The 17355-nt window shown below is 72.0% G+C and carries 14 protein-coding genes and 1 pseudogene; 14 read left to right on the top strand and 1 reads right to left on the bottom strand.

Translation table 11 applies throughout. The features are described from left to right. The 14 genes and pseudogenes from LUU90_RS26180 to LUU90_RS26115 form a co-directional block, all read left to right on the top strand. Positions 1-293 (top strand): annotated as a pseudogene (locus tag LUU90_RS26180) (hypothetical protein); the annotation flags it as partial. After that, positions 293-1297, top strand: coding sequence for an HAD-IIA family hydrolase (locus tag LUU90_RS26175; protein WP_275007273.1), 1005 nt, complete (start codon positions 293-295; stop codon positions 1295-1297). The pseudogene LUU90_RS26180 and the gene LUU90_RS26175, both read left to right, overlap by 1 nt. A gap of 287 nt (positions 1298-1584) precedes the next feature. Further along, positions 1585-1761, top strand: coding sequence for a hypothetical protein (locus LUU90_RS26170; RefSeq protein WP_275007271.1), 177 nt, complete (start codon positions 1585-1587; stop codon positions 1759-1761). 11 nt (positions 1762-1772) lie between these two features. Beyond that, the gene (locus LUU90_RS26165) at positions 1773-2726 is read left to right on the top strand and encodes a TlyA family RNA methyltransferase (RefSeq protein WP_275007270.1); all 954 of its coding nucleotides are present in this window, start codon (positions 1773-1775) and stop codon (positions 2724-2726) included. Continuing rightward, positions 2723-3697, top strand: coding sequence for an NAD kinase (locus LUU90_RS26160; protein ID WP_275007269.1), 975 nt, complete (start codon positions 2723-2725; stop codon positions 3695-3697). Before LUU90_RS26165 ends, LUU90_RS26160 begins: the two co-directional genes overlap by 4 nt. An 8-nt stretch (positions 3698-3705) precedes the next feature. Beyond that, the gene (gene recN, locus LUU90_RS26155; RefSeq protein ID WP_275007267.1) at positions 3706-5460 is read left to right on the top strand and encodes a DNA repair protein RecN; all 1755 of its coding nucleotides are present in this window, start codon (positions 3706-3708) and stop codon (positions 5458-5460) included. A 5-nt stretch (positions 5461-5465) separates the two neighbouring features. Further along, entirely contained in the window at positions 5466-6689 is a 1224-nt protein-coding gene (steA, locus tag LUU90_RS26150; protein ID WP_275007265.1) for a putative cytokinetic ring protein SteA, read from the top strand. A gap of 89 nt (positions 6690-6778) precedes the next feature. Further along, positions 6779-7741 (top strand): copper transporter, encoded by a 963-nt coding sequence (locus tag LUU90_RS26145; RefSeq protein ID WP_275007263.1) that lies wholly within the window; start codon positions 6779-6781, stop codon positions 7739-7741. Between the two features lie 81 nt (positions 7742-7822). Continuing rightward, the gene (locus tag LUU90_RS26140) at positions 7823-8800 is read left to right on the top strand and encodes a hypothetical protein (protein WP_275007262.1); all 978 of its coding nucleotides are present in this window, start codon (positions 7823-7825) and stop codon (positions 8798-8800) included. After that, positions 8797-10533: a murein biosynthesis integral membrane protein MurJ gene (gene murJ / locus LUU90_RS26135; protein ID WP_275007259.1), complete on the top strand. Its 1737-nt coding sequence runs from the start codon at positions 8797-8799 to the stop codon at positions 10531-10533. Before LUU90_RS26140 ends, murJ begins: the two co-directional genes overlap by 4 nt. A gap of 127 nt (positions 10534-10660) precedes the next feature. After that, a complete protein-coding gene (locus tag LUU90_RS26130) occupies positions 10661-12334 on the top strand; it encodes a CTP synthase (protein ID WP_275007258.1) in 1674 nt (557 codons plus the stop codon). Continuing rightward, positions 12334-12966, top strand: a complete 633-nt coding sequence (locus tag LUU90_RS26125; protein ID WP_275007256.1) for an NUDIX domain-containing protein — start codon at positions 12334-12336, stop codon at positions 12964-12966. The genes LUU90_RS26130 and LUU90_RS26125 overlap by 1 nt, the downstream gene beginning before the upstream one ends. 240 nt (positions 12967-13206) lie before the next feature. Next, on the top strand, positions 13207-14010 hold the full coding sequence (locus LUU90_RS26120; protein ID WP_275007254.1) for a DUF4230 domain-containing protein: 804 nt from the start codon (positions 13207-13209) through the stop codon (positions 14008-14010). A gap of 63 nt (positions 14011-14073) precedes the next feature. Beyond that, positions 14074-15069, top strand: a complete 996-nt coding sequence (locus tag LUU90_RS26115) for a hypothetical protein (RefSeq protein ID WP_274997456.1) — start codon at positions 14074-14076, stop codon at positions 15067-15069. A gap of 96 nt (positions 15070-15165) precedes the next feature. Here the strand turns inward: LUU90_RS26115 and LUU90_RS26110 are convergent, their stop codons facing one another. Further along, entirely contained in the window at positions 15166-17256 is a 2091-nt protein-coding gene (locus LUU90_RS26110) for a glycoside hydrolase family 48 protein (protein WP_275007253.1), read from the bottom strand. Positions 17257-17355: the final 99 nt, after the last annotated feature.

Below are 17355 nucleotides of genomic sequence, written 5' to 3'. Positions count from 1 at the left end.
CGGACTCGGATGAGCCCGACTCGGAGAAGACGGACGAGGCGGACGAGGACACGTCCGACGACGACCTGGACGAGCCCGAGGCGGACGCCGTCGACGAGCCGAGCGACCCTGAGTCGGACGAGGAGTCCGTGGAGGAGCAGGCCGAAGAGGCAGGCGAGGCTGAGGACGACCACCCGATCGGCGACGAGGTAGTTCCCGCCCCCGAGGTGAACGACGCCGAGGGTGAGCCGGCCGCCGAGGGTGAGCCGGCCGCCGAGGGTGACCGGTCCGACGTCGGGCAGGAGAAGGCGTGATCGCGAGCGCGGGACTGCTGGGGAGTGAAGCACCGCTCGCCGCGACGTACGACCTCGCGCTCGTGGACCTGGACGGCGTGGCGTACAGGGGGCACCTGCCGATCGAGCACGCGTCGGCGAGCCTGACCGCCGCGCGCTCGGGCGGGATGCGCCTGGTGTTCGTGACGAACAACGCGTCGCGCGAACCGGAGGACGTCGCGGGCCAGCTCACGGGCCTGGACATCCCGACGGATCCGGACGAGGTGATGACGGCGGCGCAGGCATGTGCCGCACTGCTCACCACGCGGCTGGACCCCGGAGCGAAGGTGCTGGTCGTCGGCGGCAAGGGCCTGGTGACGGCGGTGCGTTCGGCCGGCTTCACCGTGGTCGGGTCGGCGGAGGACAAGCCGGACGCCGTCGCGCAGGGATATGCGCCGGAGGTGGGCTGGACACAGCTTGCCGAGGCGGCCTACGCGGTCGGCGGCGGCGCGTGGCACGTGGCGAGCAACCTGGACCTGTCGCTCCCGACGGCGCGTGGGTTCGCGCCGGGGAACGGCGCCCTCGTGGGCGCCGTGGTGTCGGCGACGGGCGTCACGCCGGACAGTGCCGGCAAGCCGTCGCCGACGATGTACCGGCTGGCGGTGGAGCGCGCCGGGGCGAGCAGTCCGCTGGTGATCGGGGACCGGCTCGACACCGATCTCGCGGGTGCGCGCGGCGGTGGGTACCCGGGGCTGCACGTGCTGACGGGTGTCTCGACGGCGCGTGACGCGGTGCTCGCCGGTCCGGGGGAGCGCCCGTCGTTCCTCGGCGCTGACCTGCGCGCGCTGCTCGAGCCGCACCCGGCCCCGGCCCTCGCGGACGGCTGGTACGTGTGCGGCGGTGCGGCGGCCCAGGTGTCCGACGGCGAGCTGCGGCTCGACGGCTCGGGGATCGACCTGGTGCGCGCGGCGTGCGCGGCGGCGTGGGCGACGGTCGACGCGGGCCAGACCCTGGACGCGCGGACGGTGCCGGAGCTACCGGCCTGAACGGTGCGGAACCACGGACGTGACCGGTGCCGGGGTGACAGTAGGAATTCGGAGTGTGTCGCTCTGCGTGGACGATGTCTACGCCGGGCAACACACTCCGCAGACCTAGGCAGAGGTCGGCACGTCTCCGGGGCGCACCTGTTTCCTGGCTGTCCCCAGAGAACCCTGCCGATTTCTCCCAGGTTCTGTCGGTGGTGACGGGTACCGTGTCTGGCAGCAGGCAGACGGCTCAGGGCAACGGCGGTGGCCGACGAGCACGGACGAGCACAGTGGAGCGTTGACGCACGATGGACGAGTTCTACGAGACCGAGGACCTTTCGAGCGGCCCGGCCGACCCCGACGCGGGGGTCCGGAGCGCGCTCGACGCGCTCGACGGGCTCGACGACCTGCCGCCCGCCGAGCACGTCGCCCGGTTCGAGGCCGTGCACGACGCGTTGCGGGCGCACCTGAGCGGTGACGCCTGACGGTGGTGACGATGACAGCGAGCACTCGGGTGGACGTGGAGCTGGTCCGCCGCGGGTTGGCCCGGTCTCGGCGGCACGCCGCCGAGCTTGTCGCGTCCGGCAGGGTCTTCGTCGCGGGCCGTGTGGTGGTCAAGCCGTCGGCGGCGGTGGTCGACGGCGGGGACGTGTCGGTGAGGCCCGGCACCGATCCGGAGCACCAGTTCGCCTCCCGCGCCGCGCTCAAGCTGGCCGGTGCGCTCGACGCGCTGGCGCGGGTGCCCGGCTGGCCAGGGGTCGAGGGCGCGTTCTGCGCCGACCTCGGCGCGTCCACCGGGGGCTTCACCGACGTGCTGCTACGCCGCGGCGCGGCGCACGTGGTCGCTGTGGACGTAGGGCACGACCAGCTCTTCCCGGCACTGCGTGCCGACGACCGGGTGACCGTCGTGGAGGGATTCAACGTCCGCGACCTGACGCCTGCCGATCTGGCGCAGCCGCCGGACCTCGTGGTCGCCGACCTGTCGTTCATCTCCCTGACCGTGGTGCTGCCCGCCGTGGCGGGCGTGCTGCGGCCGGGCGCGCAGGCGCTGCTGATGGTCAAGCCGCAGTTCGAGGTCGGACGCGAGCGGCTGGGCAGCGGCGGCGTCGTCCGCGATCCGGCGCTGCACGCCGAGGCGGTGCGGACCGTGGTGCGCGCCGCGGAACGTGTGGGCCTGCGGGCCCACGCGGTGGTGCCGAGCCCGTTGCCCGGACCGAGCGGGAACCGGGAGTTCTTCGTCTGGCTCGTGCCCGATGCCGACCCGAGGACCGCGGGCGCAGCGAGCGAGCGGGCGCTGGCCGACGCCGTGGACGCCGCGGTGGCCTGGGATCCGGCGCAGGGTGGGTCCGCGGACCGGCCCGGCCGTCCGCCGGAGCCGCCGGCCGCCGTCGTGCGGGAGGACGAACGGACTGACCAGCAGACCGACGAGCAGAAGGAGCGGGAGCCGTGACCAGGCGCGTCTTGATCGTGACCCATGGCGGACGCCCTCAGGCGGTCGCGGCACTTGCCGAAGCCCTGCGCGAGCTGAAAGCGGCGGGCTTCGAGTACACGCTGCACGACGACGCGCTCGCGGAGGAGTTCGGCGACCACATGGCGGCCAACCGGGTCCGCGAGGGGGTGCACCGGGCCGAGGCGGTGATGGTGCTCGGCGGTGACGGGACGATCCTGCGTGCGGCCGAGCTGACCCGCGGCACGGACGTCCCGCTGCTGGGTGTGAACCTGGGACACGTGGGTTTCCTCGCGGAGTCGGAGCGGGAGGACCTGCGTGCCGCCGTGCAGCGGCTCGCGGCCCGCGACTACGAGGTCGAGGAGCGAGCGACGGTCGAGGTCTCGGTGCACCTGCCGGGCACGACGGAACCCGTGGTGGGCTGGGCGCTGAACGAGGCGACCGTCGAGAAGGCGACGCGTGACCGCATGCTCGAGGTGGCGATCGGCGTGGACGGCCGTCCGCTCCTGTCGTTCGGCTGCGACGGCGTGATCATGGCCACGGCGACGGGCTCCACGGCGCACGCCTTCTCGGGCGGCGGCCCGGTCATCTGGCCCGACGTCGACGCCGTGCTCATGGTGCCGCTGTCGGCGCACGCGCTGTTCGCGCGGCCGCTCGTGATCGGCCCACGGTCGCGGTACACGGTGGACGTGCTGCCCCAGTCGACGGTCGAGGGGGTGCTGACCTGCGACGGCCGGCGGGAGATCCGGCTGCCCCGTGGGTCTCGCGTCGTCGTACGTCAGGGGGGTACGGTGCGGCTCGCACGGCTCTCGAACGCGCCGTTCACGGACCGCCTCGTGTCGAAGTTCAACCTGCCCGTGTCAGGGTGGCGGGACCGTGTCGGCTCAGGTCACGTCGAGGTGGAGGATGTACCTTCTGACCCGGCCGACACGACCGGCCAGGCCGACACCACAGACACCACACCAGAGAATTAAGGAGTCAGGTGCTCGAGGAGATCGCTATCGAGAACCTGGGCGTCATCCGCTCGGCCCGGGTACCCCTGTCCGACGGCCTGACCGTCATCACAGGTGAGACCGGCGCGGGCAAGACGATGGTGCTCACGGGTCTCAACCTGCTCATGGGTGCCAAGGCGGACCCGCAGTCGGTGCGACCGGGGGCGTCGTCGGCGGCCGTCGAGGGCCGCGTGCGCGTCTCGGGGCGCGATGCCGTGCTGAGCCGGGTCGACGAGGCCGGCGGTGAGGTGGAGGACGACGGCACGGTGGTGATCCTGCGCACCATCGCCGACGGCCGGTCGCGCGCTCACCTGGGCGGTCGCGCCGTGCCGCAGGGCGTGCTCGCGGAGATCGCCGAGGACCTGTTCACGGTGCACGGCCAGTCCGACCAGCTGCGGCTGCGGACGTCGGCCAAGCAGCGCGACGCCCTCGACACGTTCGTCGGCCCCGCACACCAGCGTGTGCTGGCCGCGTACCGCACGGCGTGGACCGAGCGCGGCGGGCTCCTCGCCGAGATCGCCGACCTGGAGGCGCGCGGCGCCGAGCGGGCGCGCGAGGTCGAGCTGCTGCGGATCGGCCTGGAGGAGATCGAGCGGGTCGACCCGCAGACCGGCGAGGACGCGGAGCTGCAGGCGCTGATCGAGCGCCTGTCCAACGCCGAAGGCCTGCGCACCGCGGCCACCGAGGCACACGAGGCGGTGGCCGGCGAGGACGCCGACGGCGCCCGGGAGAACGCGATCGCGCTCGTCGAGCGGGCGCGCCGTGCCCTGGACTCCGCCGCGCACTCCGACCCCGCGCTCGGCGCGCTCGCGACGCGCTTCGCCGAGGTGGGCTACCTGCTGTCCGACGTCGCGACCGACGTCGCCGCGTACGTCGACGACCTGCAGGCGGACCCGGCCGGGCTGGAGACCGCGCACAACCGGATGGCCGAGCTGAACGCCCTGACGCGCTCGTACGGCGAGACGATCGACGAGGTGCTGCAGTGGGCCAGCGACGCGGGCCTGCGCCTGCTCGACCTGGACGACGGCGGCGACCGTCTCGTCTCCATGCGCGACCGCGTGACGGAGCTCGACGGCGAGCTGACCAGGCTGTCCGAGATCCTCACGGCCGAGCGCACCCGGGGCGCGTCCCAGCTCGCCGAGGCGGTGACGAACGAGCTGCATGGTCTCGCGATGGGCGGCGCCCACCTCGTGGTCTCGGTGGAGCCCCTGGACCAGCCTGGACCGTTCGGCGCGGACCAGGTCACGTTCCTGCTCGTGCCGCACCCGGGCGCGCCGGAGCGCCCGCTCGGCAAGGGCGCATCCGGGGGTGAGCTCTCGCGCGTCATGCTCGCGCTGGAGGTGGCCCTGGCCACGTCGGGCGGCGCGGCCGCGGAGCGCACCGCCGACACCCCGCGCAGCACCTTCGTCTTCGACGAGGTCGATGCCGGTGTGGGTGGCCGGGCGGCCGTCGAGGTGGGCCGCCGTCTGGCCCAGCTCGGCCGCAGCACCCAGGTGGTCGTGGTGACCCACCTGGCCCAGGTCGCGGCGTTCGCGGACGCGCACCTCGTGGTCACCAAGAGCTCCGACGGCGACGGCGGGTCCGGCGCCGCAGATGACGGAATGATCACGGTCACGGGCGTGCGTGAGGTCACCGCGGACGCCAGGGTCCGGGAGCTGGCGCGCATGCTGTCCGGCCAGGACGACTCGGAGACGGCGCGTACCCACGCACTGGAGCTCCTGGAGTCCTCGGTCGTGGGACGATAGAGCGGATGAAGCTGATCTCCCGACCCGAGAAGCGCGCCGAGAAGAGCGCAGCGAAGAGCGCCGCCGACCGCGAGACGGCCCTTACGCAGGCCGCAGTACGCGGACCTGCCCGGATCGGAGCGCGTACCAAGGAGCTCACGTCCCGGCTGAACCACGGTGACGTCGCCGTGATCGACCACGTCGACATCGACCGCGTCGCAGCGGACGCGCTCGTGTCCGCAGGGCCCGTCGCGGTGCTGAACGCGGCCCCGTCGACGTCCGGCCGGTACCCGAACACGGGCCCGAACATCCTGGTCGACGCCGGGATCGTCCTGGTGGACGACCTCGGCCCGGCGATCATGGCGATCGACGAGCGGGCCGAGGTCCAGATCGTCGGCGGCGAGATCCTCGTCGACGGCGAGGTCGTGGCCAAGGGCACCTACCAGACGCCGCAGACGGTGGCAGCGGACCAGGCGGCCGCCCGCGAGGGCCTGTCGGCCGAGATCGAGCGGTTCGCCGAGAACACCATGACGTATCTGCGCCGCGAGCGGGACCTCCTGCTCGACGGCGTGGGCGTGCCCGACATCCGCACCTCCATCGAGGGCCGCCACGTGCTGATCGTGGTGCGCGGCTACCACTACCGCGAGGACCTGGCCCTGCTGCGGTCCTACATCCGGGAGAACCGGCCGGTGCTGATCGGCGTCGACGGCGGCGCGGACGCGATCATCGACGCGGGCTGGCAGCCCGACATGATCGTCGGCGACATGGACTCCGTGTCCGACCGGGCGCTGGCCTGCGGCGCGGAGATCGTCGTGCACGCCTACCGGGACGGCAAGGCCCCCGGGCTGGAGCGGGTCAAGGCCCTCGGTGTGGATCCCGTGGTCTTCCCCGCCACCGGCACGAGCGAGGACATCACCATGCTCCTGGCCGACGACAAGGGTGCCGAGCTCATCGTCGCCGTCGGCACGCACGCCACCCTGGTCGAGTTCCTCGACAAGGGGCGCGCTGGCATGGCCTCCACGTTCCTCACCCGACTGCGTGTCGGCGGCAAGCTCGTGGACGCCAAGGGCGTCTCGCGGCTCTACCGCACGCGGATCTCCAACACCCAGCTCACGCTGCTGTCGGGCGCGGGCGTCGCGGCGGTGCTCGCGGCGTTGGCCTCGACCTCCGCCGGCCAGACCTTCTTCGGACTGATCGGGGCACGCTTCGACGACGTCGTGTCCTGGATCACTCACCTGTTCGGCGGCTGACCGGTCCGGAGCACGCTCCGGACCTCTGCCGCCCCGACCTGATGCCGGGCTCTCACCGCTCGGAACACGCTTAAGGACTCTCCCGTACCGTGATCGACTTCCGATACCACCTCGTCTCGCTCATCTCCGTCTTCCTCGCCCTCGCCGTCGGCATCATCCTCGGTGCCGGCCCGCTGCAGGGCGCGATCGGGGAGACCCTGACGGAACAGGTGGACGCGCTGCGCGCCGAGCGCACCGACCTGCGCACCGAGCTGGACGCCACGCAGACCGCCCTCGACGGTGATGAGCGCTACATCGAGGCGGTGGGCACGCAGCTCGTCACCGGATCGCTCGACGGCACCCGCGTAGCGGTGGTGCAGCTCGGTGAGGTCCCCCAGGACGTGCATGACGGCGTGCTGAACCAGCTCGACACCTCCGGCGCCACGGTCGTCGCCAAGACAGCGCTCACCGAGGCGTGGACGGACCCGGACCAGGAGTCGTCCCGCGAGACCCTCGCCGAGGGCCTGCGTGCCAACCTGGGCGAGACCGCGCCCGAGGGCGACGACCCGAGCGCCACGCTCGGCGCGGCGCTGGCCGTGGCGCTGACCGGCAACGACGGCGGCGCCGACCGCAGCTCGCAGGCCACCGACCTCGAGGACCAGCTGGAGCGGTTCGGCCTGGTCGAGCCGGGCGACGACCAGACGGAGGCCGCGGAGGCGCTCGTGCTCGTGGTGGGCTCGGCCGGTCAGCCGCAGCAGACGGCCGACGGCGCGACCGAGGAGGCCGACCCGGGCACCGAGGACGTGTGGGTCTCCGTCACCCGTTCCGCGCAGGAGGTCTCCGGTGCCGCGGTGCTCGCCGGACCGACCACCGAACCGGGCGACATCGTGCAGGCGGTGCGCGACGACGAGGACATCGCCGCCGAGGTCACCACGGTGAGCGGCGTCGCCCGGCTCACGGGCCGCATCAACGTGCCGCTCGCCGTCGCGGCGCGCCTGAGCGGCGTCGTCGGGCAGTACGGTCTGGAGGACGACGCGACGGCGGTCCTGCCGCCGGCCGTCGGCGCCGAGTAGCTTGCTGCCGTAGCGGCTGACCGACGTGAGAGCTCGACCCGAAGCACGGACCGGAAGACCGACACAGACCGAGGGGTAGTCATGGGTGCAGGCAGGTTCATCGCCGCTGGCATCGTCGCCGGAGCCGCGACGGTGCTCGCGCGCCGCAAGCTGGACGAGAAGGTCGCAGAGGGCAGCCTCGGCGGCACGTCCACGTGGACGCGGACCAATCATCGCGGCGACCCGATCAGCCTGCTGGAAGGGCCCGCGGTCACCGCGGGCCTCGTGGCCGGCGCCGCCGTCAGCGGCGGGAACGCCCCCGGGCCGTCGGCGTTCGCCACCGCCGCCGCGGGGGCCTTCGGCCTGGTCGACGATCTCGCCGAGGACACGTCCGAGCGCACCAAGGGCCTCAGGGGCCACCTCGGCGCGCTCGTGGAGGGCCGCCTGACCACCGGTGGCCTCAAGGTGCTCGGCATCTCGGGCTCCGCGCTCATCGCCGCAGCGGCGGGTACCCGCCGCACGGGCAGCGCGTTCGGACACCTGGTCGACATCGGGCTCAACGGCGCGCTCATCGGAGGCACCGCGAACCTGGTCAACCTCTTCGACCTGCGCCCCGGCCGGGCGCTGAAGGCCGGCACCCTGGCGAGCCTCCCGCTCGTGCTGGGCGGCGCGGGTGCAGCCACCGGCGCGGTGGTGGGCGCCGCGGTCGCGGCCGCCCCCGGCGACCTGGGGGAAAAGGACATGCTGGGTGACGGCGGCGCCAACGCCCTCGGCGCGCTCGTCGGCAGCCAGATCGCCTTCGGCACGTCCCGCGCGGTGCGCTGGACGGCGCTCGCGGGCGTGGTCGGGCTGATGCTCGCCTCCGAGAAGGTCAGCTTCTCCAAGGTCATCGCGGGGAACGAGTGGCTGAACAAGGTCGACATGCTCGGTAGGCGGCCGGTGGAGCCGGCGGAGGTCTCGACAGGCTCGGCCAGCGGTGCGGGCCCGACCAGCGGTGTGGGCTCGACCAGCGATTCCGGCACTGCGAGCGGCGTGCGCTCGACGTCCGCCTCCGACCCCATGGGTTCCCCGGGCGCGTGAGCCGCGTCAGAACCCTGGCGAGCGCCGCTCTGCTCGTCACTGTCGTCACCCTCGCCAGCCGCATCGTCGGCTTCGGCCGCTGGTTCGCGCAGGGTGCATGGCTCGGGTCCGACGGCGTCGGCACGGTCTTCAACTCCGCCAACCAGCTGCCCAACCTGCTGTTCGAGGTGGCGGCGGGCGGTGCGCTCGCCGGCGCCGTCGTGCCGCTGCTGGCCGGGCCGCTGAGCCGGGCCGCGTTCACGTCCGACGGGACGGACGCCTCGAAGGAGCAGGCGTCGAAGATCGCCTCGGCCCTGCTGGGCTGGACGCTCGTGGTGCTCGTGCCGCTGGCCGGGCTCATGGCCCTCCTGGCGCGCCCGATCATCGGGCTGACCGGACTGACCGACCCCGTGCACGTGGACGTCGCCACGGCCTTCCTACGGGTGTTCGCGGTGCAGGTGCCGCTGTACGGCCTGGCCGTCGTGCTCGGTGGCATCCTGCAGGCGCACAAACGGTTCTTCTGGCCAGCCTTCGCGCCGCTGGTCTCCAGCCTCGTCGTGATCGTGGTCTACGCGGTCTTCGGCGCGCTGGCCAACGGCGACCAGCAGGACGTCGCCGCGCTGTCCGGGCGGGCGCTGGTGTGGCTGGCGTGGGGCACCACCGCGGGCGTCCTGTTCCTCGCCCTGCCGCTCGTCGTGCCCGTGCGGCGCACCGGGCTGCGGCTCCGGCCCACGCTGCGGTTCCCGTCGGGGGAGGGCCCCCGCGCGGCGCGTCTGGCGTTCGCGGGCGTGGGCGCCCTGGTGGTCCAGCAGCTGTCCGTCTTCCTGACGCTGCGCGCGGCCAACGCCGCTGGTGGCGACGGCACCCTGTCGGTCTACCTGTACGCCCAGCAGGTCTACCTGCTCCCGTACGCGGTCCTCGCGTTCCCGATCGCGACCAGTGCGTTCCCGCACTTCGCGGAGCACGCGTCGGCGGGGCGGCTCGACGAGCTGCGCGCCCTCGTGGCGCGCACCACGCGCAGCCTGCTCCTCGTGACGGCCGCCGGCATGGCCGCCCTGATGGCCGCCGCGCCGTTCGTCGAGCGGGTCTTCGACCTCATCGTGCGCGGGGACGCCCCCGGCCTGGCCGTCGGACTAGTCTTCCTGGCGCCGGGGCTCATCGGGTTCGCGCTGATCCTGCACCTGTCAAGGGCGTTGTACGCCGTCGACCACGGCCGAGCGGCCGTCATCGCCACCGCGAGCGGGTGGGGGGTGTCCGCGGTCGGCGCGGCCCTGGTCCCGCTGCTGTTCGCGGGCCGGTCGCCGGACTGCACCGGGCCGGGCTGCATGGACTACGCGCTGCGGGTCGACGTCATGGCGGTCCTGGGGGCCGTCGGCACCGCCGGGATGATCGTGGCCGGGCTGGGCCTGCTCCTGGCCGTGCGCAGGCACCTGGGCCCGGACGCGCTGGACGGCGTCTGGCGGGCCCTCCTGGTGCTCGTGGTGGCCTCGGGCGCGGGAGCCACCGTCGGGTGGCTGGTGCCCGCCTCGATGAGCCAGCAGAAGTTCCCGTTCAGCTGGTCCGAGTTCTCACCCCGGACCGAGGTGGCGTTCGACGGCAGCGAGTTCGCCGTCGAGCTGGGCCTCGGCCTGGTCGTGGGTCTGCTGGCTGCGTTCGTCACGCTCGTGATCGCCGTGCTGCTCGACCGTGACCTGCGCTCCGCCGTCGGACCGCGGCTGGGCGGGCTGCGGAGGAAGTTCTCCCGAAAGGCGTGACTTAGCGCGCGCGACCGGCCCGCCAGGGGCAGACTCGATCGGAACAAACCGACAATCCCCGAGTGATGAGCGCGTGTGCTGGTTCTTACACCACCAGCACGCTGTACCTCGGATAGGATGGAGTTCCGTGGTCGAACACCGAAACAGTCTCCAGTCCCGTCAGCGGTCCGGCGCCTCCACGCCGACCAAGCACATCTTCGTCACCGGTGGTGTGGCGTCCTCTCTCGGCAAGGGGCTGACGGCGTCGTCACTCGGCCGTCTTCTGCGATCGCGTGGCCTCAGCGTCACCATGCAGAAGCTGGATCCCTACCTCAACGTGGATCCCGGCACCATGAACCCGTTCCAGCACGGTGAGGTCTTCGTCACCGAAGACGGCGCCGAGACCGACCTGGACATCGGGCACTACGAGCGGTTCCTCGACATCGAGCTCCCGGCCTCGTCCAACGTGACGACCGGCCAGGTCTACTCCCGCGTCATCGCCAAGGAGCGACGCGGCGAGTACCTCGGCGACACCGTGCAGGTCATCCCGCACATCACCGACGAGATCAAGTTCCGGATGCGGGAGCAGGCCTCCGACGCCGTCGACGTGATCATCACCGAGATCGGCGGAACCGTCGGCGACATCGAGTCCCAGCCGTTCCTCGAGTCCGCGCGCCAGGTGCGGCACGAGCTCGGGCGCGACAACGTGTTCTTCCTGCACGTGTCGCTGGTGCCGTACATCGGCCCGTCGGGTGAGCTCAAGACCAAGCCGACGCAGCACTCCGTGGCCGCGCTGCGGACGGTCGGCATCCAGCCGGACGCGATCGTGCTGCGCTCCGACCGGGTGGTGCCCGACAGCATCAAGCGCAAGATCGCGCTCATGTGCGACGTCGACAACGAGGCAGTCATCAACTGCGCCGACGCCCCGTCCATCTACGACATCCCGCGGGTCATCCACTCCGAGGGTCTGGACGCCTACGTGGTGCGCCGCCTCGGCATGCCCTTCCACGACGTGGACTGGGACGGCTGGAGCCGCCTCCTGGAGCGCGTGCACGAGCCCGAGCACAACGTCGAGGTCGCGCTGGTCGGCAAGTACATCGACCTGCCCGACGCGTACCTGTCCGTGACGGAGGCGCTGCGGGCCGGCGGCTTCGCGAACGACGCGAAGGTCGCGATCCGCTGGGTCGCCGCCGACGACTGCCAGACGCCGGAGGGCGCGCAGGCTTCCCTCGAGGGCGTCGACGCGATCCTCGTGCCGGGCGGCTTCGGCGTGCGTGGCATCGACGGCAAGGTGGGCGCGCTGCGCTGGGCACGCGAGAACCTCGTGCCGACCCTCGGCATCTGCCTGGGCCTGCAGTCGATGGTCATCGAGTACGCGCGCAACGTGCTGGGCTGGGCGGACGCGTCGTCCACCGAGTTCCACCCCACGAGCAGCCACCCCGTCGTGGCGACCATGGCCGAGCAGAAGGCGATCGTCGAGGGTGAGGGCGACATGGGCGGCACCATGCGTCTCGGCGCCTACGAGGCTCAGCTCACCGCCGGCTCCGTGGTGGCCAAGGCCTACGGCAGCGAGAAGGTGTCCGAGCGGCACCGGCACCGCTACGAGGTCAACAACGCCTACCGCGGCGAGCTGGAGGAGGCGGGCCTGCTGATCTCCGGCACGTCGCCGGACTCGTCGCTCGTGGAGTTCGTCGAGCTCCGGGCCGACCTGCACCCGTACTACGTGTCCACGCAGGCGCACCCCGAGTTCAAGTCGCGCCCCACCCGGGCGCACCCGCTGTTCTCCGGCCTGATCGCCGCGGCGCTCGAGAAGCGGGCCTGATGAGCGTCGAGGAGGTCACGGACGTCATCGACCCGCGCCCCGCGCGGCGGCTCGACGTCCCGTTCCAGGGCTTCGTGGTCGACATGGTCTCCGACGAGGTCGACCTGGGCGAGGCCGGCGGCATCGTCCGCCGGGAGTACGTGGACCACCCGGGTGCGGTGGTCGTGGTCGCGCTGAACGACGACGGCGACGTGCTCCTCCTGCGCCAGTACCGGCACCCGGTCGGCGCCTTCCTCTGGGAGGCGCCCGCCGGCCTGCTCGACCTGGACGGTGAGGACCCGCACGTCGCGGCCGCTCGTGAGCTGGCCGAGGAGGCGGACATGACCGCCGGTACCTGGGACGTGCTCCTCGACCTGCTGCCCACACCGGGCGGGAGCAACGAGGCGGTGCGCGTCTACCTGGCGCGCGACCTCACCCCGGTACCCGACGACGAGCTGCACACCCGTGAGGCCGAGGAGGCCGACATGGTGGTGGTTCCCGTGCCGCTGGAGGAGGCCGCCGCGCTCGCGCTCGCAGGCAAGCTGCACAACGCGGCCACCATCGCGGGCGTGCTCGCGGCGGCCATCGGGCGGGCTTCGGACTGGGAGACGCTGCGCCCCGTGGACAGCCCGTGGGAGTACCGCAAGAACTGACGCGCGGGGCCGGGCGCGGGCTCGGCCGACGAGCTCGGTCGGACGGTCGACCGACCTCGTCGGCTTCGGTCGGTTGTTTCGAGATCGGTCCGTCGACGGACCGATCTCGAGGCGATCGACCGATCCTGTCGCCACGGCCCCGCAACCGTCCGGTCTGCCCGGGCGCGCGAGTGTCAGCGACCACCGCTAGCGTGGGCAGCACGAGATATGTCGGACATATCTCCCAGAGGGGATGCTGCGATGACCGGCACCGAAGCTGACACCGCCGCTGATACCGAGGACGTGAGCACGCAGACCCGCGCAGTGGGACCGCCGTCGGGCCGAGGCGGGGACGCGGACGGTCTCGGCCCGGAGCGGGCCGCACCACGGCGGCGCATGCCGGCCTGGCTCGCGGGTGTCATCGGGTTCCTCGTCGCCCTGACGCTGGCCGCCGTGCTGGTCTTCAGTGTGCTGTCCGCGCTGCGCGACGACTTTCGCGCCGCGTTCTGGCAGGTGCTGGTGGACGGGCTCAACCCGTTCACCACGAGTGAGGTCGACCGGTCCGAGCACCCGGTCCTGCTCAGCATGAGGGACCTTGCACGGTTCGTGGCGAGCGAGGCGGAGTACGAGGTCCTCGTCGACCTGGAACGCGACGTGAAGTACGTGCCCGGCTGGGTCGCGGGGGAGCGCATGGTCCTCGTCGTGAACGGCTCCGTCGAGGCGTACGTGGACTTCGCGGGCCTGACGGAGGACGACATCGAGATCTCGGACGACGGCAGGACGGTGTCGGTCACGCTCCCGGAGCCGAAGCTCGCCGAGCCGCGCATCGACCTCGACACCAGCCGCGCGCTGACGGAGGACCGTGGACTGGTGGACCGGGTGGGTGACTTCTTCGACACCGACACCGACGCCCGCCAGGAGGCGCTCGCCGCGGCGCAGGACCAGATCGCGGCCGCGGCCGACGGCTCCGACCTGGACGAACGCGCCCGAGCGAACACGGCCAAGACCCTTGAGGTGATGTTGTCCTCGTCGGGATACGACCAGGTCGTGGTCGAGTTCCGGTAAGTCTCGAAAGCCGCGTACCAGGCGTGTCATAACAAAGTCAGCGCTCTGCGCTATTCTCCCCGCGTGACCAGCGAACCCGACATGCTTCCCAACGTTTCGTCCCTTCCGGCGTGGCTCGTTCCGTCCGTCTACCTCAACTGGTCCGAGGACTGGCTGGGCGAGGCGGTCGCGATCGCGAGCCGCAGCCACGAGCACCGTCTGCCTGGCGGCGCGGACGGCCCGCAGCGCGGCGACGTCGTCGTCACCGTCGTGGGCTCCGAGCCGGGCATCGTGGCCGCGGTGGAGCTCATGGGCACCAGCCAGGGTGAGGACTGGGTCAGCGACGAGGTGTTCGGCCCGGACAAGCCCGTCGTCTGGGACGACCTCTTCAACGGCGCCGCGGCGTACGCCCGGTCGTCCGGCTGGCTCCCGCAGGAGCACGCCCGCCTGGTGCTCGACGGCATCGCCCACCAGTACAAGCACGGCGCCACCGGCACGCTCGACGCGGGCAACTGCGAGAACGACGAGCTGTCGCCGAACCTGCACGTCCTGCGTCTGCTCGGGCACAAGCAGGTGGCGGGCACCGACCTGCGCCGCGAGGAGCGCTGCGCCTCGTGCGAGCGGTTCGTCGACGTCATGCAGCTGCGCCCGCACGACGACGGCGCCCACACCGGCCAGACGGGGGAGCGCCCCCTCGGCGAGCTCATCGAGCAGACCTTCCTGGTGTGCGCACCCTGCCACGCGCTGCTGCACCCGCACCCGGTGCTCACGCAGCGCGCGCAGATGCGCCCGTCGTGCCCGTCGTGTGGTCAGCGCGGCGCCACCAAGCGCATCGTGTGGGGCCAGGCCATCCACGACAACCCGAAGCTCGAGCCGGACGTCGTGTACGGCGGCTTCGACACCCCGGTGCCGACGCCCGACTGGTACTGCCCCGAGTGCTACGCGAACTTCTCGTCCGGTGCCGTCGCGCAGCGTGCCCTGGGCGACCTGCCGGAGGCCATGCCCGTGCCGGTGCCCGTCGGTGCCGGCCCGGTCGGTACGCCCGCGAACGGCGAGGATCTCTGGGTCCCGGAGGTCTGACCCCGGCCGTACGCCCGATGTCGCCCACCTAGCGATTCGGCCCGAAACCAGCGGTGGTTTCGGGCCGAATCGCTAGGTGGGCGAACCTTTTCGGTGCTACTCAGCCGCTCCCGCGCCCAGGAGGCGGTCGTATTCCGCCATGGCGGTCGCGACCGCGGTCTGCGCCCAGAACCGGTGGTAGGTGAACTGCGGGACGTCGCCGCCGTCCAGATACTCCTGGACCTCGGGGAACATGGGGTCGTCCTCGTAGAACGACCGGATGTCCAGGAATGAGACGCCGGCGGACGCCTGGTCGCCGTTCGGGTAGGTGCCCGTCCAGCCCTCCGGGACGTAGATGCCGTTGCCACCGGGCTGGTACTCGTCGTCGAACCTGCCGAAGTCAGCGCGGGACTCGACGGTGCCGATGCCCTTCTCGTCGCTGTTCTGCTCCCACATCGCGTCGAGCAGCGCCTTGGCGGTGTCGGCCGCCTCCTGGTCGCCCGACGCCGCCGCGTAGTAGATGAGCGTGCGGGCGATGGCGCCGGCCACGCCGACGTCCTGCCCGTGCGACGTGACGTCCACGTGCAGGCCCGCGTTGGCGCCGGGGCTGTCGGGGTTCCAGGTGTCCGGCGCGCCGGACCAGGAGAGCTCGGACGGCACCCGCCACGAGTCGGCGGTCACGGTGATCTCGTCGATCACCCAGGGCACCCACTTGTCGAGGATGGACTGCGCCCGCTCGTCACCCGTCTGGTGGTACAGCTGGGCGATCCGCTCCACGCCCCAGCCCTGCATGCCGAACCACTGGTTCGACGGAGGGTCGTGGTAGACCGGTGCCTCGTCGTACACCATGTCGTAGAACGTGGGCGTGCCCGCCGGGTGCGAGCCGTAGGCGCCGTCCACGCTGTTGGTGGCACCGCCCGCGATGCCGCCCTCTGCCGACTGCAGCCACTGGAAGAACTCGAGCTGCCTGTCCATGCTGGCCGACCAGTCGTCCTGCGCGGTCGGCGAGGCCGGGACGAGATCGGCGTCGGTGGACAGGGCGTAGGCAGCCAGCGGGTTCTGGTAGCCGAAGTGCGCGTGCGAGGAGCCGATGCGCCACGCCCAGGGGCCGCTCGTGTCCAGGGCGCCGCCCCACGCGTAGTACCAGGACAGCAGGTAGTGCGCCGAGCTCCGTCCGGAACCGGGCGTGCAGCTCGTGGACTCGCAGCCGATCTCCTTGAAGTACGTGTCGAACAGCGAGTACCGCAGGTAGTCGCCCATCTTCGACGCCTTGTCGACCGTGCCGGAGATCTCGCCGCCGGCTCCCTGCTCGTTCGCGAACTGCTTGGCCCAGTACACGGCCTCGACGGCGCGGGCGTCGGCGTCGGGCGCGTTGGTGTACTTCCACTGGCGGGCGTAGCTCGCGTCGCCGGTGAACAGGTCGAGGTAGCCGTTCGGGCCGCCGAAGGAGAAGTCGTCGATGGCGGGCTGCGGGATCGTCTCCCAGACCGACTCCTGCGGGCCGCGCTGGAACGTGTTGATGTACGACGTGCCCTCATAGTCGGGGCCGAGCAGCTCGGAGGAGCCGGGAGCGGCGCCGAAGCCGTACACGTTGTCGACGTCGGCCAGCCAGTGCATGCCGTAGATCTCGCTGGTGCCGTAGGTCTGGCGAAGCTCCGCGCCGATCGGGTCCTGGCCCACGTCGACGCCGGAGTCGAGCTGCGACGGGTAGGCGCTCGGATGGTTGTGCTCCGGGGCGTACGTGGCCGGCGACGCCGGGTTGTACGCACCGTTGGTCGGCTGGTTCTCGGTGGTGGGGATCATGTACGCCTCGAGCGTCTCCCACGCGTGGTTGAACGGCTCCCAGTCGCCGGTGATCTGGCCGTAGGACGCCTCCAACCACAGCCAGAAGCTGTACGCCTCCGACGTGGTCTCGTGACCGTAGTCGGGCGCCTCCACGAGGAGCGTCTCCGCCGAGTGGTAGGGAATGCCCTGCGCGGAGAAGTAGCCGTTGGCGGGGTCGTGCATCTTCTCGTACATGGCCAGGAACCGGTCGGCGTACTCCCCGGTCACGGCGCGAGGCGCCGCCTGCGCGGCGGCGTCCGGGTCGGTTCCTGCCGGGACGGCGCCCACTGGGCCGGCGGCTGCCGGCAGGATGCCCAGGGCGCCGAGAGACAGTGCGGCCAGTGCTGCGGCGGCTAGGACTCTCCGCCTTCGGACTCGGTTCATGGCGTGGCCTCCGATGCGTGCGTCGTTGAACGGCGCCCGCGGCGCGAGCGCACTTCAGACGGTCGGCGCACGGTTCTGCGCAGGCAACGGACTTAATTG

It is taken from the genome of Promicromonospora iranensis (genome assembly GCF_028994775.1).
Taxonomy (GTDB): Bacteria; Actinomycetota; Actinomycetes; order Actinomycetales; family Cellulomonadaceae; genus Promicromonospora; species Promicromonospora iranensis_A.
Note: the sequence above shows the minus strand (reverse complement) of the source record. Positions and strands in the feature narration are given on the sequence as shown.